Source organism: Mesorhizobium sp. ANAO-SY3R2 (genome assembly GCF_042466635.1).
Classification (GTDB): Bacteria; Pseudomonadota; Alphaproteobacteria; order Rhizobiales; family Rhizobiaceae; genus Aminobacter.
Map to the genome: position 1 here is coordinate 2,207,503 of NZ_CP159955.1, position 22,256 is coordinate 2,229,758.

At 63.0% G+C, this 22,256-nt stretch carries 25 protein-coding genes; 8 read left to right on the top strand and 17 right to left on the bottom strand.

The genetic code is table 11. The features are described 5' to 3' along the window. Window position 1: 1 nt before the first annotated feature. Complete coding sequence (locus ABSY17_RS15650; RefSeq protein WP_378942672.1) at window positions 2-1,504, bottom strand: SAVED domain-containing protein; 1,503 nt, start codon at window positions 1,502-1,504, stop codon at window positions 2-4. Window positions 1,505-2,006: 502 nt separating this feature from the next. Here ABSY17_RS15650 and ABSY17_RS15655 point away from each other — a divergent pair. Beyond that, window positions 2,007-2,819, top strand: a complete 813-nt coding sequence (locus ABSY17_RS15655; protein ID WP_378942674.1) for a metallophosphoesterase — start codon at window positions 2,007-2,009, stop codon at window positions 2,817-2,819. 135 nt (window positions 2,820-2,954) lie between these two features. Here ABSY17_RS15655 and ABSY17_RS15660 read toward each other — a convergent pair. The 3 genes from ABSY17_RS15660 to ABSY17_RS15670 form a co-directional block, all read right to left on the bottom strand. Beyond that, window positions 2,955-4,123, bottom strand: a protein-coding gene (locus tag ABSY17_RS15660) for an IS3 family transposase (RefSeq protein ID WP_378942677.1) whose coding sequence is annotated in 2 segments (ribosomal slippage) — window positions 2,955-3,859 and window positions 3,859-4,123 — 1,170 coding nt in all. Because the reading frame shifts where the segments join, the coding sequence is not laid out codon by codon here. Continuing rightward, window positions 4,068-4,403 carry a GFA family protein gene (locus ABSY17_RS15665; protein WP_378942679.1) on the bottom strand — a complete coding sequence of 112 codons (336 nt, stop codon included), beginning with the start codon at window positions 4,401-4,403 and terminating at the stop codon, window positions 4,068-4,070. Before ABSY17_RS15665 ends, ABSY17_RS15660 begins: the two co-directional genes overlap by 56 nt. A gap of 186 nt (window positions 4,404-4,589) precedes the next feature. After that, the gene (locus ABSY17_RS15670) at window positions 4,590-5,483 is read right to left on the bottom strand and encodes a DMT family transporter (protein WP_378942682.1); all 894 of its coding nucleotides are present in this window, start codon (window positions 5,481-5,483) and stop codon (window positions 4,590-4,592) included. A 317-nt stretch (window positions 5,484-5,800) separates the two neighbouring features. Between ABSY17_RS15670 and ABSY17_RS15675 the strand changes: the two genes are divergently transcribed. From ABSY17_RS15675 to ABSY17_RS15695, 5 genes are all read left to right on the top strand, one after another. Next, a complete protein-coding gene (locus ABSY17_RS15675; RefSeq protein ID WP_378952735.1) occupies window positions 5,801-6,775 on the top strand; it encodes a YeiH family protein in 975 nt (324 codons plus the stop codon). 16 nt (window positions 6,776-6,791) lie between these two features. Beyond that, window positions 6,792-7,679 carry a LysR family transcriptional regulator gene (locus ABSY17_RS15680; protein ID WP_378942685.1) on the top strand — a complete coding sequence of 296 codons (888 nt, stop codon included), beginning with the start codon at window positions 6,792-6,794 and terminating at the stop codon, window positions 7,677-7,679. Between the two features lie 69 nt (window positions 7,680-7,748). Beyond that, window positions 7,749-8,495, top strand: coding sequence for a GntR family transcriptional regulator (locus tag ABSY17_RS15685; protein ID WP_378942687.1), 747 nt, complete (start codon window positions 7,749-7,751; stop codon window positions 8,493-8,495). 70 nt (window positions 8,496-8,565) lie between these two features. After that, window positions 8,566-9,252 (top strand): N-acetylmannosamine-6-phosphate 2-epimerase, encoded by a 687-nt coding sequence (locus tag ABSY17_RS15690; RefSeq protein ID WP_378942690.1) that lies wholly within the window; start codon window positions 8,566-8,568, stop codon window positions 9,250-9,252. Between the two features lie 5 nt (window positions 9,253-9,257). Continuing rightward, a complete protein-coding gene (locus tag ABSY17_RS15695) occupies window positions 9,258-10,121 on the top strand; it encodes an ROK family protein (RefSeq protein ID WP_378942693.1) in 864 nt (287 codons plus the stop codon). An 11-nt stretch (window positions 10,122-10,132) separates the two neighbouring features. Here ABSY17_RS15695 and ABSY17_RS15700 read toward each other — a convergent pair whose 3' ends face one another. The 6 genes from ABSY17_RS15700 to ABSY17_RS15725 all read right to left on the bottom strand — a co-directional run bounded on the left by ABSY17_RS15700 (window position 10,133) and on the right by ABSY17_RS15725 (window position 13,993). Continuing rightward, the gene (locus tag ABSY17_RS15700) at window positions 10,133-10,531 is read right to left on the bottom strand and encodes a GFA family protein (protein WP_378942695.1); all 399 of its coding nucleotides are present in this window, start codon (window positions 10,529-10,531) and stop codon (window positions 10,133-10,135) included. A 181-nt stretch (window positions 10,532-10,712) separates the two neighbouring features. Then, window positions 10,713-10,982: a hypothetical protein gene (locus ABSY17_RS15705; protein ID WP_378942697.1), complete on the bottom strand. Its 270-nt coding sequence runs from the start codon at window positions 10,980-10,982 to the stop codon at window positions 10,713-10,715. A gap of 328 nt (window positions 10,983-11,310) precedes the next feature. Beyond that, the gene (locus ABSY17_RS15710; protein ID WP_378942700.1) at window positions 11,311-11,775 is read right to left on the bottom strand and encodes an aminoacyl-tRNA deacylase; all 465 of its coding nucleotides are present in this window, start codon (window positions 11,773-11,775) and stop codon (window positions 11,311-11,313) included. Between the two features lie 801 nt (window positions 11,776-12,576). Continuing rightward, window positions 12,577-13,053 carry an SRPBCC family protein gene (locus tag ABSY17_RS15715; protein ID WP_378942701.1) on the bottom strand — a complete coding sequence of 159 codons (477 nt, stop codon included), beginning with the start codon at window positions 13,051-13,053 and terminating at the stop codon, window positions 12,577-12,579. 106 nt (window positions 13,054-13,159) lie between these two features. Beyond that, window positions 13,160-13,408 (bottom strand): ParB N-terminal domain-containing protein, encoded by a 249-nt coding sequence (locus ABSY17_RS15720; protein ID WP_378942704.1) that lies wholly within the window; start codon window positions 13,406-13,408, stop codon window positions 13,160-13,162. A 105-nt stretch (window positions 13,409-13,513) separates the two neighbouring features. Continuing rightward, a complete protein-coding gene (locus tag ABSY17_RS15725) occupies window positions 13,514-13,993 on the bottom strand; it encodes a hypothetical protein (RefSeq protein WP_378942706.1) in 480 nt (159 codons plus the stop codon). 218 nt (window positions 13,994-14,211) lie between these two features. On the opposite strand from ABSY17_RS15725, the gene ABSY17_RS15730 reads away from it, so the two are divergent. Continuing rightward, window positions 14,212-14,382: a hypothetical protein gene (locus ABSY17_RS15730; protein ID WP_378942709.1), complete on the top strand. Its 171-nt coding sequence runs from the start codon at window positions 14,212-14,214 to the stop codon at window positions 14,380-14,382. A gap of 75 nt (window positions 14,383-14,457) precedes the next feature. Further along, a complete protein-coding gene (locus tag ABSY17_RS15735; protein WP_378942712.1) occupies window positions 14,458-15,498 on the top strand; it encodes a DUF1176 domain-containing protein in 1,041 nt (346 codons plus the stop codon). A gap of 3 nt (window positions 15,499-15,501) precedes the next feature. Here ABSY17_RS15735 and ABSY17_RS15740 read toward each other — a convergent pair whose 3' ends face one another. From ABSY17_RS15740 to ABSY17_RS15770, 7 genes are all read right to left on the bottom strand, one after another. After that, complete coding sequence (locus ABSY17_RS15740; RefSeq protein ID WP_378942715.1) at window positions 15,502-16,386, bottom strand: alpha/beta hydrolase family protein; 885 nt, start codon at window positions 16,384-16,386, stop codon at window positions 15,502-15,504. A 90-nt stretch (window positions 16,387-16,476) separates the two neighbouring features. Continuing rightward, the gene (locus ABSY17_RS15745; RefSeq protein WP_378942717.1) at window positions 16,477-18,087 is read right to left on the bottom strand and encodes an NTP transferase domain-containing protein; all 1,611 of its coding nucleotides are present in this window, start codon (window positions 18,085-18,087) and stop codon (window positions 16,477-16,479) included. Next, entirely contained in the window at window positions 18,084-18,794 is a 711-nt protein-coding gene (locus ABSY17_RS15750; RefSeq protein ID WP_378942719.1) for an XdhC family protein, read from the bottom strand. Before ABSY17_RS15750 ends, ABSY17_RS15745 begins: the two co-directional genes overlap by 4 nt. A gap of 4 nt (window positions 18,795-18,798) precedes the next feature. Beyond that, a complete protein-coding gene (locus ABSY17_RS15755) occupies window positions 18,799-19,134 on the bottom strand; it encodes an XdhC family protein (RefSeq protein WP_378942721.1) in 336 nt (111 codons plus the stop codon). 24 nt (window positions 19,135-19,158) lie between these two features. Continuing rightward, on the bottom strand, window positions 19,159-20,400 hold the full coding sequence (locus tag ABSY17_RS15760) for a VWA domain-containing protein (RefSeq protein ID WP_378942724.1): 1,242 nt from the start codon (window positions 20,398-20,400) through the stop codon (window positions 19,159-19,161). A gap of 371 nt (window positions 20,401-20,771) precedes the next feature. After that, complete coding sequence (locus tag ABSY17_RS15765) at window positions 20,772-21,701, bottom strand: AAA family ATPase (RefSeq protein WP_378942726.1); 930 nt, start codon at window positions 21,699-21,701, stop codon at window positions 20,772-20,774. An 18-nt stretch (window positions 21,702-21,719) separates the two neighbouring features. After that, a complete protein-coding gene (locus tag ABSY17_RS15770) occupies window positions 21,720-22,214 on the bottom strand; it encodes a flavin reductase family protein (RefSeq protein WP_378942728.1) in 495 nt (164 codons plus the stop codon). Between the last annotated feature and the right edge of the window lie 42 nt (window positions 22,215-22,256).

Genomic DNA, 22,256 nt, shown 5'->3' on the forward strand with positions numbered 1-22,256 from the left:
GTCATTCCATCCAGAAAGAGGGGTGATAGCTGCCGTCAACACGTCTGCTGAAATCGAATTCGTAGAGGGCACATGATCCCATTGCTTGGCGATGCTGCCCCAGGAAAAACGTGAAAGCATTTGGGCCGGAGACAAAGATATGGGTTCTGGCGTCGATCGGGAGGCGTGCCTTTCGAACAGCGTTTTCGGCAGCGTCGGCCAACATTGCGGCATGCTCGCCACCCGCAATCGAGCGCTGCCCCGGGCCATCTTTCGGCGTCAGATGGATCAATCTACCCACGCCTGGTAATTTCTTGGCGACATAATCGCGAACATCTTCAAACGCGTCCCGAGACAAACTAACGATGAGCGCCGCGTCTTTTCCCTCGCCTACGATTACCGTTTCGACCTTTGGGTCAGGGCCGCATTTTCCGTCGTCAGCAATCCAAATCGAATGGTCACTGCGGCCCTTCTGGACGAGTTCGAGCGCAATTCCGGATTTGAGCCCCAAGTACGATCCCGCGAGGAATGCGATAGAAGCATGCGCATCGAGGTGGAGCCTGACGGCCGTATAACGCTTTGCCACCTCCGCCAAAAATTGTTCCACGGCCGGTTGCACGCCGCTTTGCCAGTCGCCACCAGCCTGCAAGTGACGCTCATCGAAGAGATGTAGCAAAGACAGGGTATCTTCTGGAGCGGCCTCCAACTCGTGGATTGGCATCACTGGAAATGATCGAACGGACACAGAGCGGTACTTTTTGACCAATCGCTCATCGATCCACTTTTGCTCGCGGCAAAGTGCCTCGAAGGACGCCCTGTCAAATCGGTTTCTATTTTGCAGCTTCAGAGCCCGTGCTTCCGCATCGTATTTGAAGCCAGCGCTCTCATGGCAGGGGAGCAATCCTACAACGCGAAAGTGCAGGTTCACCTCGTCACGGAGCTTTTCTAACGTAATGAAGCCAGCCGAGATGCGAAGGCCGCTCAAGACGGTCTTCAACTCCTCGTCATTGGTCAGGTTCAGGTGATCGCGCCAGCATTGGCGGACTTTTCCCATTCTGCTGCGATCAGTTGTCCCATCAAACAAACGGTCAAAGCGAAATGAGCCGTCTATTGCACTGACGATTTCGTCGAGTGGGTCACCATCCTTGATGCTGTCGATCGTAACCAAGGTGAACGCTGAGTTGCGAGGAGCTTCCTTCTTTGCATTCTGCAGCCGCCGAAGGAGCGAGAACGCTTTTGCGCCAAGGAATTCCGGCTTGGTGAGGTCCTCATACCCAAACCGACCTGCCCCATCCATATGGAACTTGATCTGATGATAATCGACCGAAATCGGCGTGCCCGTAGCAGACTGCCGACCCGGATCGTATTTCACCACAACATCATCGAACGACTTCGGGCCGTCCGCTTCGTAGGTTACCTCGATGACGTAATGCTTGTCGGGGTCCATGAGGGCTGATGCTTTGATCCAAAAAAAGCGGGCCTGAAAATCATGTCCGCTCCAATTCGCAATTACTGCATCCGCCAATCACGCCCCCTCGACATTCTATACTTCAGGTAGGCGTTACTGCGTGCGATTTCAAGACAGGATGTTCCGCCAAGATCTATGGGCGGTACCGACGAACTGTCTCTCGTCACGTTGTGTGACGGCTGTCATGCCCGCTTACCATCCCAACCTGGCAGGTGGCTGGCACGACGCGCAATTGAACGGTGGGCAGTCAAGCTTGCTCGATGGTTCGACACCAAGGGTCTTACATCTGAAACGTGCGACAGCTTCGGCCCGGCCTTACGCCTGTTCGGCTTAGACCGATTTCGGCATGGTAAGTTGCCGGTCGTGCTGGCTGCTCTGTCAGGCAAGTCGGTTCTGGTTGTCAGCCCGATGGGATCAGGAAACACCCTTTGCTTTCAACTTCCTCCCATTTACGGCGCGGAATCACGACCACGGCCAAGATCGGTCGCGTCGGTGTTGAAGCATACCGTTGGATTGGCGATAGCGTGGCAATGAACCGCCAAAAGATTCTTGGAGAGAAATGGTCGAAGCCCCTCACCTAGTGTTCGCCATCGGCGACGTCCACGGCCGCGCTGATCTCCTCGAGAGCCTGCTTGAAGCGATTTCTGAGTACGCCCGACACAACTCCCGTTCATACAGGGTGGTATTCTTGGGGGACATTATTGATCGAGGCCCCAACAGCCGGAAGGCGATGGAACTCGTCTGCAAGACCCTGAAGCAGTTTGACGAGTCGCGTCTCATTCTCGGAAATCACGACGAGTTTCTTTTGCGTGTCCTTAATCCCCAACAGGAGCACCGCGATCGTGTACTCGCCCACTGGCGGAAGCAAGGCGGGGAGCAAACACTCTACTCCTATGGGTTCCTTGGGTATGAGAAGGCCGATCTCATTGCGGAGGAATTACAGGATCGCTTCCCAGAACATATCGCGGCGCTCAGGGTTGCAGAAGACATTGTAATCGAGGGCGAATACGCCTTCGTGCATGCAGGAGTACGACCTGGCCTCCCCCTGAGCGCACAATCGGGAAAGGACTTGCGCTGGATCCGAGAAGGCTTCCTAGAACACGATGGTCCATTTGAGAAAATAATCATCCACGGACATACGGTCACCAAGAGCCATCGACCGGAGGTCTACCCAAATCGCATAGCGATCGACACCGGTGCTTACGCAACAGGATTTCTTACGGCAGCGGTCATTGATCTTGGCGACGCGAAACCTGTTCGGTTTCTCGTCGGGTCGATTTCGAACACCGGATTTCAGGTCGACGAGGTGAATGCCGAAAATGAGACAGTCAAGAAGCTCGGCACGCCAAGCCTCGAACTCCTATCCATATGAAATCGACCATGTGGCGGTTAGCGCAATTTCTCGAAGGAGGTTGGCTGTTCGTGGGCAACGCACATGACAGACTGGTCATCGAAATTTCGCACCGCACTGACTGGCCTGCCCCCCTCAGGTGGTCCGGGTTCAATTTTAGTGCATGATGGGTCTTGGCGCTATGGCCGGGGTGGCCGGCGAAGCTGGTCCGGGTTGCGCAGCCGGCCACAGGATCGCTTCCGGCGCAGGCGGTTTGTAGCCCAACGATGAATGCGGTCGCACCGTATTGTAATGTTGCCGCCAGCCTTCGATGACGATCTGGGCCTCCTTCAGCGTGTAGAAGATTTCTCCATCGAGCAGTTCATCACGAAGCTTCGAGTTGAAGCTCTCGCAATAGCCATTTTCCCAAGGGCTGCCGGGCATGATGTAGGCAGTTTTGGCACCGACGGTGGCGATCCATTCACGCAAGGCTTTGGCGATGAACTCGGGGCCATTGTCGGATCGAATGTGGCCAGGGATGCCGCGCAGGATGAACAGGTCGGACAGAGCGTCGATCACGTCGACGGCCTTCAACCTCCGGCTCACCTTGATTGCGATGCATTCCCTTGTGAACTCATCGATCACGTTGAGCATGCGGAATTTCCTTCCGTTGTGGGTGCGATCTTCGACGAAGTCGTAGGACCAGACATGGTTGGGATACTCCGGCCGCAGCCGGATGCAGGAACCGTCATTCAGCCACAGACGGCCTCGTTTGGGCTGCTTTTGCGGAACCTTCAGCCCCTCACGCCGCCAGATCCGCTCGACCCGTTTGACGTTCACCACCCAGCCCGCACGATGCAGCATCACCGTGATGCGGCGATAACCGTAGCGGCCATATTGGATGGCAAGCGCGATGATGTCGGCAGTCAAAGCCGCTTCATCATCCGGTGTCGTTGGAACCTTGCGCTGCGTGGAGCGGTGCTGACCAAGAACCCGGCACGCCCGTCGTTCGCGGACGCCAAGCTCGGCAACAACATGATCCACGCAGGCCCGGCGACGTGCGGGGCTTAGAAGTTTCCCCGCGCAGCTTCCGCCAGGATCATCTTGTCCAGGGTCAGGTCGGAGACGGCGCGCCGAAGCCGCGCATTCTCCGTCTCAAGTTCCTTCAGCCGCTTGACCTGATCGCCCTTCAGGCCTCCGTATTCCGACCGCCAACGATAATATGTAACTTCCGTCACACCTATCGATCGGACCGCTTCCGCAACCGATTTGCCCTGCGAAGTCAGAACATCAACCTGCCGCAGCTTCGTGACGATCTCTTCCGCGCTGTGTCTCTTCCTGGCCATTTCCTAAGTCCTCCATCGGCTCAAAAGCCATACATAAGGGAGGACCACTTTTCAGGGGGCAGACCAAGGTTCGATTGGCATAGGTGCTGGTGTAGCCGGTCTCCTGCTCAAAAGCGTCGATCCGCCAGACGGCATAGGCCGCGAATGGCGCGCCGCTGCTCTTTCTGCAGTCGGTGCAGTGGCAAATGCCTACGCGCAGGGGATTGCCACGCACGCGGAACGTCACACCGCGGCAAAGACAGCTGCCGGAGCGGACTGGCGCTGCAACATGGTCCTGCATGACAAGTCTCCTTTGCAACCAAACGGCGACACCTGCTGGTTCGTTCCCGCCGCCCAGGCGAGCCAGATGCGACAGAAGTGGACGTAGCCAGTCATGGCCGACACTACTTTTTCGGGCCCCACACGCAAGAATTGCGCGTCGACGTCTCCCCACGGCCAGGACCGCCGATGTGCATGAATTGCCCTCTCAGCGCATGAAGATCAGCGCCATTCCCGCGACCACCAATGCCGCCCCGGCCCAGGCGCCGCCGGCGGGGCGCTCGCCGGTCCGCGCCCACAGCATGGGCAGGATGATCACCGGCGTAGTTGCCGAAAGTGTCGACACGATCCCCACCTTGCCGCCGGAAAGCGCAAACAAAAGCAGCGTCATGCCAATGGCGAGCCCGATGGTGCCGGTCAACGCGGTCAGCGCTGCGACCTTCCAGGTCAGCGGCGCCATGGGTTTTACGGCTGCTATCGGCAACTGGGTCAGCGCGCTGAGGCAGACCGCCGCGATGCCGACACGCAGCATCGAAGCCACGAACGGATCTATGCCCGTCTCCATCACCGGCCGCGCGATGATGGAGCCGATCGCCTGGCCGGCCGCCGCCCCCAACCCCAGCGCCACACCGATCCACAACGGCCCCTTCACCGTCTCCCACTGGTGAAGTTGCGCCCGGCGCTTGCCGAACAGGATCGCCAGCAACACGCCGGCGACCGTCAGGGCGATGCCTGCGACAGCCTTTGGCGAGAGGTCCTCGCCCAGCATCAGCCATCCAAGCACGGCGGCAATCGGCGCGTTCAACGCAAACAGGATGCCGGATCGGCGGGGCCCCAGCCGATTCAGCGCCGAAAACAGCAGCGTGTCGCCGACGAATATGCCGACCAGGCCGGACAACAACAGGGGCCCCGCACTGCCGACATCGACCTCGCGCCACGCGCCGGTAGCGACGACATACAGTGCCAGCAGCCCGGTCACGAAGATCTGGCGCAAACGATTGAATGCCAGCGCGCCGAGATGGCCGGCGGGACCGGCCGAGATCAATCCCGTGACGGCCCAGCATGTCGCGGCCGCAAGTGCGGCAATCTCGTGAACAGGCATTGGCATTCCGATTGGCAAGAGGTTTGAAAAGACGCGCCCACGAACACGTCAACTGACGCACCGCTATAGATGCCCTGCTTGCCCCGTCCAGTGGCACAACGGCGCCTGAACAAGGCCACCGCCTGATCAATCGCCCCACGCGAACGATTCAACACGAAATACGCGTTGGATTGATTGAAAGCCGGCACATAGCTTGCGCCTGAAATCTTCAGGACCAAGCCATGAACGCCCTTGCCCGCACCGAAACCGGAAGCGCCGCGCCCGTCAGCCTGGCGCACACCAACAACCACGCTGCAGCCGGCAAAGGCGGGCGCCTCTTGCCCGGCATTGCCCTCACAGCCGCAATCGCCGCCCTTGCCTTCGCGCTTAGACAAATACCCGGCGTTTCCGCCTTCAGCCCGATGATCATCGCCATCGTCATCGGCATGGCATTCCACAATCTTGTCGGCACCCCTGTAGTGGCCAAGGCGGGAGTGGCCTTCACCATGCGCAAGGTGCTGCGCTTCGCCATCATCCTGCTTGGCCTGCAACTGACCGCAGCCCAGGTTGCCGAGGTCGGAGCAACAGGCATCGCCATCATCGCCACGGCTCTGCTTGCCACCTTCGCATTCACCAGATGGTTCGGCGCGCTGATCGGCGTCGACCGCAAGCTCGCCGAACTGATTGCCGCAGGCACCTCGATCTGCGGCGCCTCCGCCGTGATCGCCACCAACACCGTCACCCGCGCGCCAGACGAGGACGTCGCCTATGCGGTCGCCTGCGTCACCGTCTTCGGCTCGATCGCTATGTTCGCCTACCCGCTGCTGCAGGCCGCCCTCGGCCTCGATGCCCACGCTTACGGCCTCTGGTCCGGCGCATCGATCCACGAGATCGCGCAGGTCGTGGCTGCAAGCTTCCAGGGCGGCCAGCAGGCCGGCGAGTTCGGCACCGTGGCAAAACTCACCCGCGTCATGATGCTGGCACCGCTGGTGATCGCGCTCGGGCTGGCGGCGAGCCGGCGCGCCAAAGCCACAGGCGTCGACCATGCCGGTGGGACAGCCCCGATGCCGTGGTTCGTGCTTGGCTTCGTCGCCATGGTGGGCCTCAACAGCCTGATCGAAATCCCGGCCGAGGCAAAAGCATGGATCGTCATGTCGACCACCTTCCTGCTCAGCATGGCGCTCGCCGCCATGGGGCTCGAGACCGACTTCCGCAAGCTGAAGGCGCGCGGCGGCCGTCCCCTGTTTCTTGGCCTCGCCTCCTTCCTTTTCATCGCGGCATTCAGTCTGATACTGGTCAAGCTTGTCGGCTGACGATGAAAGGAAATCGGTGACCCTCGAACAGCTCAGGATCTTCGTCGCGGTCGCCGAACGCGAGCATGTCACCCGCGCGGCCGAGGCGCTGAACCTGACGCAATCGGCGACAAGTGCTGCGGTCGCAGCACTGGAAGCGCGCTACCAGACAAAACTCTTCGACCGCGTCGGCCGCCGCATCGCCCTCACCGATGCCGGCCGCGTCTTCGTCTCCGAGGCGCGCGCCGTGCTCGCCCGCGCCCATTCGGCCGAGGTCGTGCTTGCCGATCTAGCCGGCCTCAAGCGCGGTTCGCTCGCCCTCGCCGGCAGCCAAACCGTGGCCAACTACTGGCTGCCGGGCATCGCTCACCGTTTCCAGGCGCGCTATCCCGGCATCACGCTCGCCCTGACCATAGGCAACACCGAGACCGTCGCTGCCCTCGTGCACGATGGTACCGCCGATCTCGGCTTCGTCGAGGGCGAGATCGACGACCCCGCGCTGGCCATCGAACGGGTGGCCGAGGACGAACTGCTTCTGGTCGCCGCCCCCGGCCATGCCTGGACTGCCAATCCACCAGCCTCACCGCGCGATCTCAAAGCCGCACGCTGGATCTTCCGCGAACCAGGCTCCGGCACGCGCTCCAACTTCGAGGCGATGCTGGCAAGCCTCGGCGTGGCGCCACAAAGTCTCGACATCGCGCTCGAACTGCCATCGAACGAATCGGTTCGCGCCGCGGTCGAGGCGGACGCCGGCGTCGCCGTCATGTCGCGGCTCGTTGCCGAAGCCTCCCTCAAGGCCGGCGCGCTCGTGGCCATCGACTTCGCGCTACCCAAGCGCAGCTTCTTCGTGCTTCGTCACAAGGAGCGCTACGTGACCCGCGCCGCAAACGAATTCCTGGCGCTGATTGCCGGCGAGATCGCATGACAAGAACAATACCAGTTTAACACCTGAAAAAAATTCTGCATAAAGGGGCCCTCTCGAAAGGCGGCTCCGATGGGCGACCAGGCAATCCTCGACTTCCTCGCACAGGCACTTGCCGGCCAAAGCGGCGAACCGCTCTACCGCCGACTGGAAGACGCGATCAAGCAGTCCGTCGCCACCTCCAGGCTCCGGCGCGGCGCCGTCATCCCGAGCGAACGGGTGCTGTGCGAGGCGCTCGGCATCTCGCGCGTCACCGTGCGCAGGGCGATCGAAGGCCTTGCCTCCGACGGCCTGCTCGACCGCCGCCAGGGCGCCAAGACCGTGGTGTCGTCGCGGCTGGAAAAGTCGCTTTCGACCATGACCAGCTTTTCCGAGGACATGCGCTCGCGCGGGTTGGAGCCCGGCTGCGTGTGGATTTCGCGTGAGATTTCGAGGCCTTCGCCGGCTGAAATGATGGCGCTGGGCATCTCGGGCAGCGAAAAGGTCGCGCGCCTGATCCGCCTGCGCACCGCCGATGCCCAGCCGATCGCCCTTGAAACCGCCACCCTGCCCGTCCGCTTCGTGCCCGACCCGCAGGCTGTCCAGGCATCGCTCTACGAATATCTCGAGACCACCGGTTCGGTGCCCGTTCGCGCCTTGCAACGGATGCAGGCCAAGCCGGCGACGGAAGAAGAGCGGCGCCTTTTGTCCGCATCCGAGGACACCAGCTTGCTCGTCATCGAACGTCGCTGCTTCCTCGCCGACGGCCAGATCGTCGAGTTCACCCGAACGAAATACCGCGGCGACGTCTACGACTTCGTCATCGAGCTGATGCGGTAATACCAGTTTGATGCCGGTTGCAATCTGGTCTTGCGCTGGTACCGTATTGGCATCAAAGGAGATGCCCGACGTGCCGCTTGACCTCGATAGCCTGAAGAATGCCCTGATCGTCTCGTGCCAGCCGGTCAAGGGCGGCGCGATGGACAAGGCCGAGATGGTCGTCGGCTTCGCGCTCGCGGCAATCGATGGCGGGGCAGTCGGCCTGCGCATCGAATCGGCCGACTATGTCCGCGCCGTGCGCGAGGCCACCGACAAGCCGATCATCGGGCTCATCAAGCACGACCTCGACGACAGCCCTGTCCGCATCACGCCGTGGCTCGAGCATATCGACGCGCTCGCTGCCGCCGGCGCCGACATCATAGCCTATGACGCCACCCAGCGCCCCCGCCCGGTCGCCACCCGGGCGCTCATCGAGCGTATCCATGCGCACGGCCGCATCGCCATGGCCGACTGCTCGATCATTGCGGATGCCGAGCAGGCGCTGGCGGAAGGCGCAGAAATTGTCGGCTCGACGCTTGCCGGCTACACCGGCTCGGTCGAGCCGACGCTGCCCGATTTCGAGCTGATCGCCGCCATGCGCAAGCTCACCCCGCATGTCGTCGCCGAGGGCAATGTGCGCACGCCCGAGCTTGCAGCCCAGGCGCTTGCGGCGGGTGCTGCCATGATTGTCGTCGGTTCGGCCATCACGCGGCCCGAGCACGTCACCCAGTGGTTCCGCGCCGCGCTCGACCAGACCTTCGCATCGGTGGAGGCATGACCGGAATGTCGCGTCTCGTCCTGGCTCTCGACATCGGCGGCACCAAGATGCTGGCGGCACTGGTCGACGGCAGCAGCGTCATCGAAACGCACAAGATGCCGACGCCGCGCGGCGGCGATCCGGAACAGTGGCTGACCGCCCTGTTCGATGCCATCGCCGGATGGAAGGGACGCTACGACACGGTCGGCGTTGCCGTCAGCGGCATCATCGACGATGGCTGCTGGTCGGCGCTCAACCGCAAGACCCTCGACATTCCCGACTGCTTTCCGCTCACCGCCACAGTCAGCCGGCTGTCAGGGTGCAATGCGGTTCTCGCCGCCAACGACGCGCAGGCCGCCGCCTGGGGCGAATACAGTTTTGGCGCCGGCGCGCAGCAGGACATGGTCTTCCTCACCATCTCGACCGGCATCGGCGGCGGCATCGTCGTCAATGGCAAGCTGCTCGGGGGGCTGGCCGGCCATTTCGGCCAGTTCCGCAGCCTCGACGAGGCTTCCGGCACGCTCGAGGACCACGTCTCTGGCAACTGGATCGCAAGCCAGGCCGCCCCGCACCTTTCAGGCGCCACCGCGCGCGAAGTTTTCGAGGCGGCGGCCGCCGGCCAGACCTGGGCAAAGGATATCGTCGGCGCCTCGGCGCGCCAGACGGCCCTTTTGTGCCGCAACATCAAGCTGGCGCTAGACCCTGCCCGCATCGTCATCGGCGGCGGCATCGGCCTGGCGCCGGGCTATCTCGATGCCATCAGGCAGATGCTGGCAGCCCTGCCGCCACGGCTAGCGCCCGAACTTCACGCCGCAGCGCTCACTGAAAGCGCCGGCGTCGTCGGCATCGCGGATCTCGCCAGATCTCGAAGCCAGGTTGATAGAGCCTGACGGTGCAGGGCTCACGCCGGCGCGGCTTGCTCATGTTGCGGCAGGCCGTCGTCCAGCACCAGCCAGGGTTGGCGCGACGAAGTCCAGATATGCATCGTCGGCCGGAACTGCGCGGGATCATCGAGCGAGCCGGACGTTACTGCGATGACGCCGGCGGATTGCCGGCCGGAAAAGACCGTTGTGCCGCATTCGCAGCAGAAGCCGCGCTGCACTTCCGGCGAGGAACTGGCGGTCTTGACCGGGCCGGTCAACGTCACCGCCGTTGCCCGAAACAACAGCCGCGCGTTGAACGCGGCGCCGATTGCCCGCTGGCAACTCCGGCAGTGGCAGATGCGCTCGTTGACGGGCTCACCCTCGGCGACATATCGCACCGCCCCGCACATGCAGCCACCCTCGTAGCGTCCCGCCATCGCCCTATCTCCCTGGTCCGAACCCATCTGCGCTGCCGCACCCGCCCCGAAGATCGATGACGATTTCCGGGACGGGGGCGACTGCGCTTGTCGAGCCCGGCCATACAGCACCGCTACGAAAATCGGAATCGATTTTCGTAGCGGAAGATGCCCATTGTCTGGGGATTGGAAGGTCCTGGCCTTAGATTGCGAGGGGTGTCAGGCAGTTGGTATCATATGCGGGATAGCGCACTGCCGGTGTCGAGTTAGGTATCGCATCACGCTTGCAAGCCATTGCACCAGGGCTGCCCGCCGCAGCCCAGAGCACGTCTTCGACGCCTGGCGTCTTGGCCAGGGCCTGGCGTGCCAGCAACCGGATGTCTTCCGGGCAGAAGCCATCGCGATGCATCACGGTCAAAATGATCGGGTCGTGCAAAAGCTCTTCGAGCGTCATTTCGTGGTGTTTGCCCATAGTCGCCTCTGTTGGTGCCTGTTTTCGTCTCAATGGATGTCGTCGAAGAACGCATACGGTCTTCGGCAAAAACCATGCACAGATAGAAGGATTTACAGTTTCGTTTGCGCACCCCGGGCGGGCACGCGGCGTTCTGGTACGGCTGGGATTATAACCGATTAAACATGGCCATCACATGGCAGCGCCGTGACATGAAACGGGCAATGCCGTGACCGCCACGCCACGAAAAGGACAGATTTCGGGCTGGCCCGCAGCCCCCGCGGCCAGCCGAAAACACACAACCGGCGGGCAAGCCCGCCGGCTGCAGCCGCGTCCATAGTGCCATGCACTACCAACTGATGCGCGCCTGCGGCATGCCATACATGAGGCGCGAGAACTCGTCGCCGGTCACGTGCACCAGTGTACGGTGGTCGCCGCCTTCGAAATAAACGTCGCCGGCGTGGCGCAACTGCTCATCGATGACGCAACAGACCCTGTACGGCACGCCCAGGATCGGTACCGCGCCCTCGTCGCAATCGGGAAACAGCGAGCTTGCCTCCTCTTCCGAGGCCAGCCGCACCTTGTCGCCAATGATTTCGCGCATCCTGGCGAGATCGACATGGCGCGAGGCCGGCAACACGGCAAGTACAAAGCCGTCGTCCCATTTCAGCACCACGCCCTTGGCCAGCGCGCCGCCCGGTACATGACTGGCATGGGCCGTCATCATCGAGCAGCCGGTGCGCGCATGTTTGGCGGCATCGTAGCGGATGTGGTTGTCCTCGAGATATCCCTGCATCGTCATGGATATAGACATGGCCACTTTCCTTTCGCAGAAACATCGCGTCACAGCAGCCGGAATTTCGGGAGCGGAGGGCAAATGCCGCGCGGCGAACTTCGGCCGCTCATCGCCAGCGCAGGTCTTTCTCACTTGGCTGGCCGCATCTCATGCTGCCCACATACGGGCATTGTCTAGCGTGCCAAAACGATACAACCAGCACCCCATTCGAGCAAGAAATTTGCGGTTGCGACCATGGCGCGCCCTCCCCGCAGCCTTTTCCGACGCGAGCTACCATCGCCGGACAGGCACCTGATGCCGGAAATTGCCGGACAGGCTGTCCACGCCTGGCGAAATGGCTTGGCAGTTGTCCCCCAACCAGCGGCATTCGGCCCGCCCGGCAGCTGCGCAGGGTTCCGACCGATGAACGGGTGCCCTGCCCGCACGCAATTGTCAGCAATCACCATGGAAAAACGGCCCCGTTTTTCCACGCGTCCAAAACCTCCCTTATCATCATCCTCGCGATCTTCTACGGGACTCCGGCTGCGCACCGGGCATCGGGGGGAAGCGCCGGTGCCGGGCTGGTGGGAGGTCGGTTCTCCCACTGGGTGTTTCACCCCCAAGCCCGGGCCTTGCGGCGGCTGGCGGCGGAAATGCCGAGGCGACTGAGCGGGGCAAGCAACCGGGCGGGGCGCGAACGTCGCGCCACTTAAAAAACTATCGGAAGGCACGGCCTCGCGCCCCGCTTCCCGAGTTCTTTGACAATAGCCAGACCGGAAACGGGGCGTGGCGGTGAATAGACACGGCACCGGGGAAGCCGTGCTGCGAGGGCCGCTGCGCTCAGATCGTCTTCGCCAGCGCCTCGAGTTGGTCGGCGCATTGGCCCCAGCCTTCGTGAAAGCCCATCTTCTCATGGGCGGCGCGATCCTCGGCCGACCAGTGCCTGGCGACAGCGGTGTATTTCGTCTTGCCGGCGCCGGCATCCTCGAAGGTCAGCACCACGGTCATGAACGGCTTTTCGCACGGCATCCACGCCTCGGTATAGGCATCGGTGAAGACCAGCTTCTCGTTGGGCACGACCTCGAGATAGACACCGGAACTCGGATAGTCGACGCCTTCGGGGCTGCGCATGGTGACCATGCTGGTGCCACCGGCGCGCACGTCGAGCCTGGCGCTTGGCGTGGTCCAGGGCAACGGTGCAAACCACTGCTTGAGCAATTCGGCATCGGTCCAGGCGCGATAGATTTTTTCCCGCGGCGCATCGAGGATACGGGTAAGAACCAGTTCACGGTCGTTGGCGGCGGCGGTCACGTTCATGCGTCTTCTCCCGATAAGGTCAGTTTCCGAACCAAGGACGCGCGACAGCGCAGCATTTCGACAGGCCTCGCGCAAAAAAGTAAGCGCCGCGGCGCCGTGCCTTCGTCTAATGCTTCCGCGCCTGCACCAGATAGGAGTCGATCGACGTCTCGCCGAGCCATCTGGCAGCCTCCAGGCGGTGCAACCCCTCAACCAGCACATAGCGCTTGCCGTCATGGCGAACCTGGATAGGCATCTTCATGCCATTCTCCAGTATGTCCTCGGCCAGATGGCGCACGGTTTCGGGATGCAGCGTCTTCTTGCGCGCCGCGGGCACGTAGATGTCGTCGATCTTGACCTTCTGAACCCTCAGCATGGCGCCCCCCACGGCTGTGGAAGCACAGCTTTCCTTAGATAGGCTGTTTTGCCGTTCGGGCCAAGGCAGCCGCAGGCAACGTTTCAGGCCCCCAAGCGAGCGGCCTCAGCTGCCTTTCTTGGCTGCCCGGCGTTTGGCATCGTCGATCATCATGTTGGCAAGCTGCATGCGCACCATGGCGCGCTGGCGCAGGTGCGGCGCCACCCGGTCGGGATGGTTTGCAAGCGCAAAGATGCGGCGCATCTTGGCGAGGTCCGCAGGCTTTGCCTCGGCGAGCCCGAGTTCGGCAGCGATCGCATCAGGATCGATCGAGGGCTGCTCGGGCTCCTCGGCCGCTTCGATCTCGACCTCGGTCTCGACCATGTCGAGCAGCGACACGATTTCGTCTTCGAGCGATGCCGCCGCCTCGCGATACTCTGCGGCAACCGTTTCTCCGGCGACGCGGATGCGGCCCGAATGCAGTTCTTCGACAACGGCCAGATAGTCGAATGCAATCGTCGGCGCGGGCGCAATCTCTTCGCGCTCGGAAGCGACGAACAAGTCGTCGAGAAGCGAGGCGAAGTCGCGATTGATCTCTGTACCCACGCTAGCTGCTCCGTCCCGGGCGGATGATACTGTAAAAACGGCCAGACCATAGTGGCGGTCGGTTAAAAATCGCTTCGCAGGTTCGGCCACATCTCAAGGGAATCTGCGCCAGTTGCGTCGCACGGTCGGCGCGCATGGCAGATATGCTGATGCTGCACTGCACAATGACGAAAAAATCGACTATACAGGATGCGGGAGGACCAACAGGAGCCTGAGAAATGGGTTTCTACACTGAGTTGTTCGCCCGCCCTCGCCCCAATGACCAGGCACGCTATCGCGCCGCACTTGCGCTCTTGAATGCCATGAGCAACGCTGATCGCGCCGACATCGGAATCAAGCCTGCCGATTTTCCGCGCATCGCCCGCGAGATGTCGACGCGCCAGTCCTGATTGCCGGCGGTATTGCGCGCGTCACTGCGCTGCCGCAATCGATGATGCATGATTGCGGCAGGCAGGAGATTCGCAATGTTGAAGCCATCGATTACCGCAGCAGCCACGCTGGCCCTGACCGGCCTGTGGGTCTTTCAGGCGATGTCCGCCGAAACGCCCTATGTCGACGACCGCTCCGACCCTGCCGCCGTTGTCCGCTCGCTCTACAACGCGGTGAACCGCAAGGAATATGCCCGCGCCTGGGACTATTTCGGCGAGACCAAACCCGCCAAGGATTTTGAGGCCTTCGCCAAGGGCTATGAAGCGACCGAGCGTGTCGACGTCGAGACCGGAGCGGTGAGCTCCGAGGGTGCTGCGGGCAGCATCTTCTACAACATCCCGGTCGCCATCCGGGCGGTCGGCGCCGACGGGAGCGAAAAGATCTTCGCCGGCTGCTTCACTGCAAGGCAGGTCAATCCCTCGGTCCAGGAACCGCCATTCAAGCCGATCCATCTCGACAAGGGCAGCCTCAAGCCAGCCGAAGGCGAACTGGCGGACGCCTTGCCGAAACAATGCGGCGATATCCCGCCGACTACGACGGATTCGGTGTTCGACCTCGCCAAGAAGCTCTTTGCCGCCAGCCACCAGGACCAGTGCGACACCACGAAGGAAGGCGACGACGCGGCACTGAGCTACCGGATCTCCTATCACAACAAGACGGACGCCGCCGACGCGCCGCCCAGCGAAGCCCGGCTGTTCCGCTTCTTCTGCTCGATGGGCGCCTACAACGAGAGCCACGTCTACTATATGTGGAACGCAATCGACGGCCTGAACGAGTTGCACTTCGCCACGCCAGAACTCGACATCCGCTACGAGAACGACAATTCCGAGGGCAAGGTCGAGAGCCTCAACGTCATCGGCTATCGCTCCGACAGCCAGCTGGTCAACTCGTCCTATGACGAGAAGACCATGTCTATCGTTTCGAATTCCAAGTGGCGCGGCGTCGGCGACGCCTCGTCGGACGGGTTGTGGATCTTCCGCGACGGCGCCTTCTCGCTGGTGAAGTATGACGTCGACGCGTCCTATGACGGCGAGGTCAATCCCGAGACGGTGCTCGACTACAATTCCGGGCCGTAACCGCTATCTCGTGGCCAGCATCCAGTTAAGCGTCTCGCGCCAGTCGGTCATGCGGATCGGCGTTCCGTGGGTGCCGGTCTCGAAGCGCACGAAACGCGCGGGGTAGCCCGGCTTCTTGGCCAGGATCGAGCGGAAGAAGGTTTCCTGCTTGTCGACAGGAAATACCGGGTCCTTGCTGCCCTGGCCGAAGAACACTGGAACCTTGGCTGCAAAGGCCGGCGAGTTGAGAAAGCCGTCGTCCCACATCGAGCCAAGCAACATGAGCCCGCCCAATTGCTTGGCCATATTCGCGTCGCGCGCCAGCCCCCAGCACAGCGCCCCGCCCATCGAGCCGCAGGCGACGACGACCTTCGCACCGGGCGATTGCGCGACGTAGTGGTCGATGAGTGCTGCCACCTCGGCCACGCCCTTGTCGCCGAAGTCGGAGAAGTCGGGCGACAGATAAAGCCCGCCATTGTCGGCCATCAGGTTCTTGATGCGATTGAAGTTGCCGCCGAAGGTGAAGTCGTCGACGCCTTGCTTGCGGCTACCGCCCTGGCCATGGAGGTAGAGCACAATGACCGATGCGCCCTCTGCCTTGCCGACGGCAACATGAAGGACGTCGCCGGCTGCGCTCCTGAGCACCAGGTCCTTCTGCACCTTGCGCACGCCAGTGGAGACATATTTGCGCTGCGCACGCCGCTGCGGGATCTGGTCGCGCCCATTGACGTCGCGCATCTCATCGTAGTCCACGACGCGATAGGTCTCGCCCTCGGACGACAGGATCCCCGGATAGGCGAAGAGTTCGTCCTTGTAGGACGCGAGGTTTTGGGCATCGGCCGGACCTGCAAGCAGCGCCGCGAAAAGGAGCGACAGAAGCCCACGATGGCGAAAGCGAGAATGCGTCACGTGTTGGCTCCCCCTGCAAGGACCGGCAATGACTGCGTTCCGTTGCCGATGATGTCAATGTCGCCACAGGACTTTCGGCAGTTTTGCAGTTCAATCCTGCAACACACCACCTGCCAAACCGAGCGCCTCGGGCGTATCGACATCGACGGCAGCCCCTTGGCCGATCTCGACATCGATAACATCGGTGCCCTCGGCCTCGACCAGATGGCGGGCGCCGGTGTCGCCTTCGAGATGTGCGACGGCGGCAAACAGCGAACGAGGCAATACGACCGGGTTGCCGTGCCTGCCGTCATGGGTGGCGCGAACCACCGATCGTCCCTCGGCGCGCTCGAAGGCCGCAATCAGCCGGTCGAGGTCTGCGGTCAGCACCTCGGGCATGTCCCCGAGCACGACAAGCGCACCGGCGGCGTCTTCGGGCAAAGCGGCAATGCCCGCCTTGAGCGAACTGGCAAGACCGGAGGCGAAGTCTGCATTATGGGCAACTGGAATGTCGAGGCCTTCGAGCGCCCCACGGATGCGGACGGCCTGATGGCCGGTGACGACCACGGCGCCCGCAGCTTTGGAGGCGAGCACGCGTTCGGCGGTGAGGCGCACCAGCGGCTTTTCGGCAAACAGCGCCATCAGCTTGTTCGGACCGCCCATGCGGCTCGAACGCCCGGCGGCAAGCAGGACGGCATGGACCTTTGGAACCGTCGCAACGACAGGCGCTTCGCGCGGCTGGGGCCGTGACGGGATTTCCATCAACAGCCCGCCAACACCCATGCCACCGATGTCCGCCGATGTCACATCGAGACCTGACAACAGCCGGTCGAGCACCCAGTCGAACCCGTTCTCCTTGGGGCTGCGGGCGCAACCAGGCGCGCCGATCACCGCCGTCCCGCCGATATGGCCGAGCACCAGCAGATTGCCGGGATCGACCGGCATTCCCGCGCGGACGACTGTGCCGCCGGCGGCCCGGATCGCGGCCGGAATGACGTCGTCGAAGTCGGCAAGCGCCGAGGCGCCGAAGATCACCAGCATGTCGTTGTCGCGGGCAAGCGCCTTCGCCGCCTCGGCAACTTCGGCCGTGTCATGCGCCGTGCGGCGTTCGGCGACGAGCCGGCTGCCCGAACGGGCCAGGCGCTGTTCGGTCAATCGTGACGTCTTGTCGAGCACGCTTTGCTTGACGCTCGGCAGCACCGTCTGGATGACGCCGACGCGCTTCGGCACGAACGGGTTGACTGCGAAGATCTCGCGGGTCGCGCAAAGCTCGGTAACCTTGCTGACGAGATGGCCAGCGACCGCAAAGGGAATGATCTTCACCGTGGCGACCATCTGGCCTTCTTCGACTGTGGCATGCTGGGCAAGCGTCGCGACGGTGATCGAGGGGTCGATGGCATTGATAGCATCGACAAGGGCAGCATCCACGGTGAAGACACCGGCCTCCAGCGCATGCAGGTTGACGCGTCCGGTCGCAGCCGGCTTTGCCTCGACATGACGATGGCACATGCTTGCCGCGATGGCCTCGGCGGCCCGGTCCTCGCCAAGGTCGCCTGGCTCCAGCACCGCGACGACCACCTCCATCAGGCCGGCGGCCTTCAGGGCCGCGATGTCCTCTGCTCCCAGCACATGGGCCTTGCGAAAACGACGCTCTCCGGCGGTCGTGGCATGTGCCAGAACCGCACCCTCGGCTTCTCTGACCGGTATGGAGCCGAATTTCACGCTGCCTCCCCCTTCGCCTTGCCGGCCAGTCCGCGCGAGCGGAAGGCGCGGATCACCTGGGCCAGCACAGCAACCGCAATCTCGGCCGGGTTGGCCGCGCCAATGTCGAGGCCGATGGGTGCGTTGATGCGCTCGATCTGGGCGGGCGTCGCGCCCATCGCCAGCAGGCGTTCGACGCGCTTGGCATGGGTCTTCCGGCTGCCCAGGGCGCCGACATAGAAGCACTCCGCATCGAGCGCTGCCTTGAGTGCGAAATCGTCGATCTTGGGATCGTGGGTCACTGCGGCAAGGGCCGCATAGCGGTCGAGCGGGGCGCGCGCCAGCACGTCCTCCGGCCATTCGGCATGGAGTTCGATGTCGGGAAAGCGGTCGTCGCTGGCAAATGCCGTTCGCGGATCGATGATCTCCAAAGGGAAGCCCGCGATCTTGGCCATCGGCGCCAGCGCCTGGCTGATATGGACCGCGCCGACGACCACCAGCCGTGGCCGCGGCAGATGGACGTTGAGGAAGAATTGACGCCCCTCGGCTTCGACCGTGCCGGAAATGCCGGTGCGGAACGCCTTGGCGACCGCCTCACCGAGGTCGCCGGCAACGACATCGCCTTCCCGCACTACGCGGTCACGGCCGTCGCCGAGGTCGGTAACGAGGATGGCGGCGCGGCGCGCCCGGCGCTCGGCGTTCAGGGTCTTGAGTGCAAATGGATCCATGGTCTCAACCCAGCCGCTCGACATAGACCCTGATGCGGCCGCCGCAGGACAGGCCGACGCGCCATGCCGTCTCGTCGGCGACGCCGAATTCCAGCATCTTCGGCGTGCCGCTTTCGATGACGTCGAGCGCTTCGGAAATCACCGCGCCCTCGACGCAGCCGCCGGAAACCGAGCCGTGGAAGGTGCCTTCGGCGTCGATGACGAGATGGCTGCCAACCGGACGCGGCGCCGAGCCCCAGGTCTCGACGACGGTGGCCACGGCAACATCCTTGCCGTCCTTCATCCAGCCTTCCGCGATGATCAGCGGATCGCGGGCTTCATCCAGAAACTTGCTCGACATGGCCTATCCTCCTTCCCCCTCCGCTCACGCCGCGCGGCGCGAGCCCTCTTGCATCCACAGCCTGGGATCGCTGCCGCGCGAAGCGGGTTCGCCAAGCGAGGCGCAGAGATCGCCGAGCGCATTGAGATTGTGCACCGCCCGGAACTCGTCGACATGCGGCAGCATGGCACGAACGCCACGCGCGCGCGCCTCGAAACCGTCGAAACGCAGCAGCGGATTGAGCCAGATCAGGCGGCGGCATGACTTTCGCAGCCGCTCCGTCTCCTCGCTCAGGCCGGCGACGTCGTCGCGCTCGAGTCCGTCGGTGATGAGCAGCACCACCGCCCCCTGCCCGAGCACGCGCCGCGACCAGAGCCGGTTGAACTCGCCGAGCGCGTCGCCGATGCGCGTGCCGCCGGACCAATCCTTGACCGCGGACGAGCAGTCGGCCAGTGCAGCATCGGGGTCGCGGTGGCGCATCTGGCGGGTGAGATTGGTGAGCCGCGTGCCGAAAACAAATGTATGCACCCGGCGTCGCTTCTCCGTCAGCGCGTGCAGAAAATGCAGGAAGATGCGCGTGTACTGGCTCATCGAGCCGGAAATGTCGGCCAGCACGACCAAAGGCGGATGGACCTCGCGGGGCGAGCGGAACTTGGGCAGGATCAACTGGCCGCCAGTTCGGGCGGCGGCGCGCAGCATGGCGCGCGGGTCGACTTTCACGCCATGCGGATCGACCCGGAAACGACGGGTCCGCACAGTGTCGAAAGGCAGGCGCAGGGCCGCGATCTCGCGCCGCGCCTCGGCGATCTCGTCGGCCGTCATCTGGGCAAAATCCTTGGCGCGCAGCATCTCGTTGCCCGACACGGTGAAACGGGCATCGACCTCGATCTCGGGAACCTCACGCGGTGGCTGCGCCTTGTGGTGGCCCTCGAACATAGCCTGGCTGACGCGGTTTTCGGCGGCGCGCGGCTTCTGCTTCTCGCGATGGTCGCGAGCGACGGGCGAGAACATCGCCAGCATTTTCTCGATCAGTTCACGCGACTTCCAGAACAGCCGGAACGCCTCGTCGAAGACGGGGTGATCCTCGTGCCGGCTGACCAGCACAGAATGCAACGTCCAGTAGAAATCGTCGCGCGAGCCGATGCCGGCGGCCAGAACAGCCTCGATGGCGTCCTTGACCGAGGCCGGACCGACGCGCATGCCGGCCTTGCGCAGCGCGCGGGCGAAATAGACGATGTTGTCGGCGATGCGTCCTTCGTGAGTTGCGCCATTGCTGGTCGGGGTCATGTCACGATGCCCCTGAACCGGTTCTGGCTTCATTGATGTTACGGCATGGATTCCCGACACTCTCCGCTCGCGTTGCTCGCTCACGAGGTCGGGAATGACGATCTACCTGACCGTCACCGCCAATCACAGGCGCTGGAGATTTTCGGAGGCGCCTCCTGCCACCCGTCATTCCCGACCTCGTGAGCGAGTGGAACGAGCAGAGAGTGTCGGGAATCCATGCCGTGAGGCCAAAGCAAACGAAGCGGGCCCAGGAAGGGCACGTGGCCGGGCCCTTCCAAGCCAATGTGCGGACTGAGGCGGTCGCCGAGCCCACGCCAGCCCTTTCAACCGCATTGCAACCGGATGAAGTTGGCGAGTGGAACGCCATATCCCTACTCCGCTGCGGCAAGCTCGGCCTTCACCTCGTTGAGGATCCGGCGGCCCTCGCCCTGTTCGATCCGCGCAATGTCATCCTGATACTTCAACAGCACGCCGATGGTGTCCGAGATCGTCTCGGGATCGAGCGCCACCTTGTCGAGTTCGGTCAGCGCAGAAGCCCAATCGATGGTCTCGGCGACACCGGGGACCTTGAACAGTTCGATCTCGCGCAGCCGCTGTATGAACCGCACGACTTCGGATGACAGGCGCTGGTTGGCCTGCGGCACCTTGCGGCGGACGATTTCCAGCTCGCGCTCGGCGTTTGGATAGTCGACCCAGTGATAGAGGCAGCGGCGCTTGAGCGCGTCGTGGATCTCGCGCGTGCGGTTGGTGGTGATGATGACGATCGGCGGCTCTTCGGCCTTGATGGTGCCGAGTTCGGGCACCGTGACCTGATAGTCGGATAGGATCTCGAGCAGGAAGGCCTCGAAGGCCTCGTCGGTGCGGTCGAGTTCGTCGATCAGGAACACCGGGGCCGCGCCCTCCTTGCCGGTCAGCGCATCGAGCACCGGGCGGCGGATCAGGTACTTTTCGGAAAAGACGTTCTTTTCCATGTCGGAGCGGTCGACCTTGCCGGTCGCCTCCTCCATGCGGATCTCGATCATCTGCGCCGCATAGTTCCACTCATAGACAGCGGAGGAGACGTCGAGGCCCTCGTAGCACTGCAGGCGGATCAGCCTGCGGCCGAGCGCGCTGGCCAGCACCTTGGCGATCTCGGTCTTGCCGACGCCGGCCTCGCCTTCCAGAAACAGCGGCCGGTTCATGCGCAAGCTGAGGAACAGCACCGTCGCCAGCGCCCGGTCGGCGACATAGTCGGCGCCGACGAGCATGGCGAGCGTCTCGTCGATCGAAGCGGGGATGGGACGAGGCACGAGATCGGTCATGGCGCTCCGGGTATCGGCCTAGAGGACGTGGTAGCTGCGGCCGTGGTAGATCAGCGGACGGAGGTTATCGCCGATGCGCAGGCCTGTCACCTTGCCAAACATGACGCGATGTGTGGCCAGTTCCTTGACGTCGATCAGTTCGCAGTCGAAGACCGCAACAGCGCCGATCAGCGCCGGCGCGCCGGAGGCTAGCACCTCCCATTCGCCAAGCGCGAATCGCTCTTCGACAGGAAGGGCGGTGACCCCGGAAAAGGCGACGGCGAGTGGCTCGTGCCTGGCAGCAAGTGTGTTCAGGGCAAAGTTGCCGTTCTTGACGAAGGCGTCGTTCTTGGGGTTCTCGCGGTTGACGCAGACCAACACCATCGGCGGGGTGTCGGAAACCGAGCAGGCGGCAATGACAGTGGCGCCGCGCTTGCCGGCCACCCCGTCTGTGGTCACCACATGGACCGCACCGGCAAAATGACTCATCGCGTCGCGGTAGGCTTGCGGTCCGACTTCAAACTTCTTCAGCACCAGACATTTCCTGCTTTTCTTCCTGAGCGCTATATATGGGCG

What these genes read in the sequence shown, in the direction of transcription:
- ABSY17_RS15710 (WP_378942700.1), bottom strand. Translation starts at nt 11,775, where the DNA reads ATGTCTATATCCATGACGATGCAGGGATATCTCGAGGACAACCACATC.
- ABSY17_RS15655 (WP_378942674.1), top strand. Translation starts at nt 2,007, where the DNA reads ATGGTCGAAGCCCCTCACCTAGTGTTCGCCATCGGCGACGTCCACGGC.
- ABSY17_RS15715 (WP_378942701.1), bottom strand. Translation starts at nt 13,053, where the DNA reads ATGAACGTGACCGCCGCCGCCAACGACCGTGAACTGGTTCTTACCCGT.
- ABSY17_RS15750 (WP_378942719.1), bottom strand. Translation starts at nt 18,794, where the DNA reads ATGGATCCATTTGCACTCAAGACCCTGAACGCCGAGCGCCGGGCGCGC.
- ABSY17_RS15720 (WP_378942704.1), bottom strand. Translation starts at nt 13,408, where the DNA reads ATGCTGAGGGTTCAGAAGGTCAAGATCGACGACATCTACGTGCCCGCG.
- ABSY17_RS15685 (WP_378942687.1), top strand. Translation starts at nt 7,749, where the DNA reads ATGGGCGACCAGGCAATCCTCGACTTCCTCGCACAGGCACTTGCCGGC.
- ABSY17_RS15665 (WP_378942679.1), bottom strand. Translation starts at nt 4,403, where the DNA reads ATGCAGGACCATGTTGCAGCGCCAGTCCGCTCCGGCAGCTGTCTTTGC.
- ABSY17_RS15670 (WP_378942682.1), bottom strand. Translation starts at nt 5,483, where the DNA reads ATGCCTGTTCACGAGATTGCCGCACTTGCGGCCGCGACATGCTGGGCC.
- ABSY17_RS15755 (WP_378942721.1), bottom strand. Translation starts at nt 19,134, where the DNA reads ATGTCGAGCAAGTTTCTGGATGAAGCCCGCGATCCGCTGATCATCGCG.
- ABSY17_RS15705 (WP_378942697.1), bottom strand. Translation starts at nt 10,982, where the DNA reads ATGGGCAAACACCACGAAATGACGCTCGAAGAGCTTTTGCACGACCCG.
- ABSY17_RS15695 (WP_378942693.1), top strand. Translation starts at nt 9,258, where the DNA reads ATGTCGCGTCTCGTCCTGGCTCTCGACATCGGCGGCACCAAGATGCTG.
- ABSY17_RS15735 (WP_378942712.1), top strand. Translation starts at nt 14,458, where the DNA reads ATGTTGAAGCCATCGATTACCGCAGCAGCCACGCTGGCCCTGACCGGC.
- ABSY17_RS15730 (WP_378942709.1), top strand. Translation starts at nt 14,212, where the DNA reads ATGGGTTTCTACACTGAGTTGTTCGCCCGCCCTCGCCCCAATGACCAG.
- ABSY17_RS15765 (WP_378942726.1), bottom strand. Translation starts at nt 21,701, where the DNA reads ATGACCGATCTCGTGCCTCGTCCCATCCCCGCTTCGATCGACGAGACG.
- ABSY17_RS15760 (WP_378942724.1), bottom strand. Translation starts at nt 20,400, where the DNA reads ATGACCCCGACCAGCAATGGCGCAACTCACGAAGGACGCATCGCCGAC.
- ABSY17_RS15700 (WP_378942695.1), bottom strand. Translation starts at nt 10,531, where the DNA reads ATGGCGGGACGCTACGAGGGTGGCTGCATGTGCGGGGCGGTGCGATAT.